The following is a 1,366-nucleotide window of genomic DNA, read 5'->3' as shown; positions in this document are numbered from 1 at the left end:
GCTCCTGCGCGGTCCGGTCGAGGTCCAGGGTGGAGCCGATCCGGACGCTCGCCTCGTTGAGCAGCAGCAGCCGCTGCCGGGTGGTGTGCTGCGGGGTCCGGTCGTGCGCGGACAGCATCACGGCCGCCACCCGGCCGTCGCCGTCCGTCAGCGGGGCCAGCGAGGTCGACCAGGCGACCGGACGGTCGTGCCCGGGCATCCGCAGGAACAGCTCGATGTGCTGCTCCTCGCCGGTCTCCAGCACCCGGAGCATCCGCTCCTCGGTCTCCTCCGCCTCCGGCCCGGGGGAGATCTCCGGCACCCGCAGTCCGCGGATCTCCTCCTGGGTGAGGCCCAGCACCCGTTCCATGTCCTGGTTGGCCCACCGCAGCCGCAGATCCGTGTCGTACACCGCCATCGTGCACGGCCCCTGGGCGAAGCAGCGCTTCAGCAACTCCTCGTCCGCCAGCGGCCGTTCGGGCCGGGGCAGCGGGGAGACGACGAGCCATTCGGTGGTGTCGCCGGACGCGGTGACGCGGTGTGCCAGCAGCCCGGCCGTCACCCGGGATCCGTCGCGGTGCAGCAGCGCCACCCGGCCGCGGAACCGGTCGGGCGGATTCAGCGCGCGCAGGGTTTCGGCCACCGACAGCGGATTCGTCCGGTCGGCGAGCAGACCGGCCGCCGATCTGCCCACGATCTCCTCGGGCCGGTATCCGAGCAGCCCTTCGGCCCCCTCGTTCCACTGGGTGACGATGCCGCGCTCGTCGACAGTGGCCCTGGCTGTGGACGCCTCGTCGATGAGGTCGTCCGACCGGACGGGCTGCCCGTGCGGCGGCGTGTCCGGTCGCGTCATGTGGTCATCTCACCCTTGCCCTCGGACTTCCGCCATGGGCAGATGACGGCCTCCACCGCCGCGGCCCTGGCGGGGAGTGAACCCATTTGGTCGCGCGTTCAAGTATGCCATCGGTGGCCGAATATCGGCATACGCGGAACGGGAACGACGATAACGCTCAGCAGCCGGGCTGACACCCCTTTGGCATGGACCCCTTTCCCGATGGGCCTCCCATAAGTCTCCCATGGGCCGACCGGCTGACGTCCGGCGGTCAGGACGGCACCGGACCGGCCGAGGGGGAGTGAGCGCGGCGAAGAGAGGAACTGGAGGTAGTGGAGCGACCGACGAAAGGCGAGATCACCGCATGAGCAGGGCAGCGAGCAACGGAGCCGACGACACGGCCCACGACGGCGACGACACGGCCCACGACGGCGGCGGGACGACGGGGCCGTGCCCGGACGTCGCCGCGCCCGGCCGGCCCCACAGCTCGCACTGGGGTGCCTTCGAGGCCGCCGTCCGTCCCGACGGCGGTCTCGAGATCACCCCCGACCCGCG

2 protein-coding genes are annotated in these 1,366 nt (G+C 71.8%); one reads left to right on the top strand and one right to left on the bottom strand.

Going from position 1 to position 1,366, the window contains the following annotated elements:
• On the bottom strand, nt 1–832 hold an 832-nt coding region (locus SSOG_RS05150; protein ID WP_009713150.1), incomplete at its 3' end, for a PAS domain-containing protein.
• Between the two features lie 343 nt (nt 833–1,175).
• Between SSOG_RS05150 and SSOG_RS53275 the strand changes: the two genes are divergently transcribed.
• Nucleotides 1,176–1,366, top strand: a 191-nt coding sequence (locus SSOG_RS53275; protein WP_039936616.1) for a hypothetical protein, incomplete at its 3' end; no start/stop codon positions are given.

Source organism: Streptomyces himastatinicus ATCC 53653 (assembly GCF_000158915.1).
GTDB lineage: Bacteria > Actinomycetota > Actinomycetes > Streptomycetales > Streptomycetaceae > Streptomyces > Streptomyces himastatinicus.
Note: the sequence above shows the minus strand (reverse complement) of the source record. Positions and strands in the feature narration are given on the sequence as shown.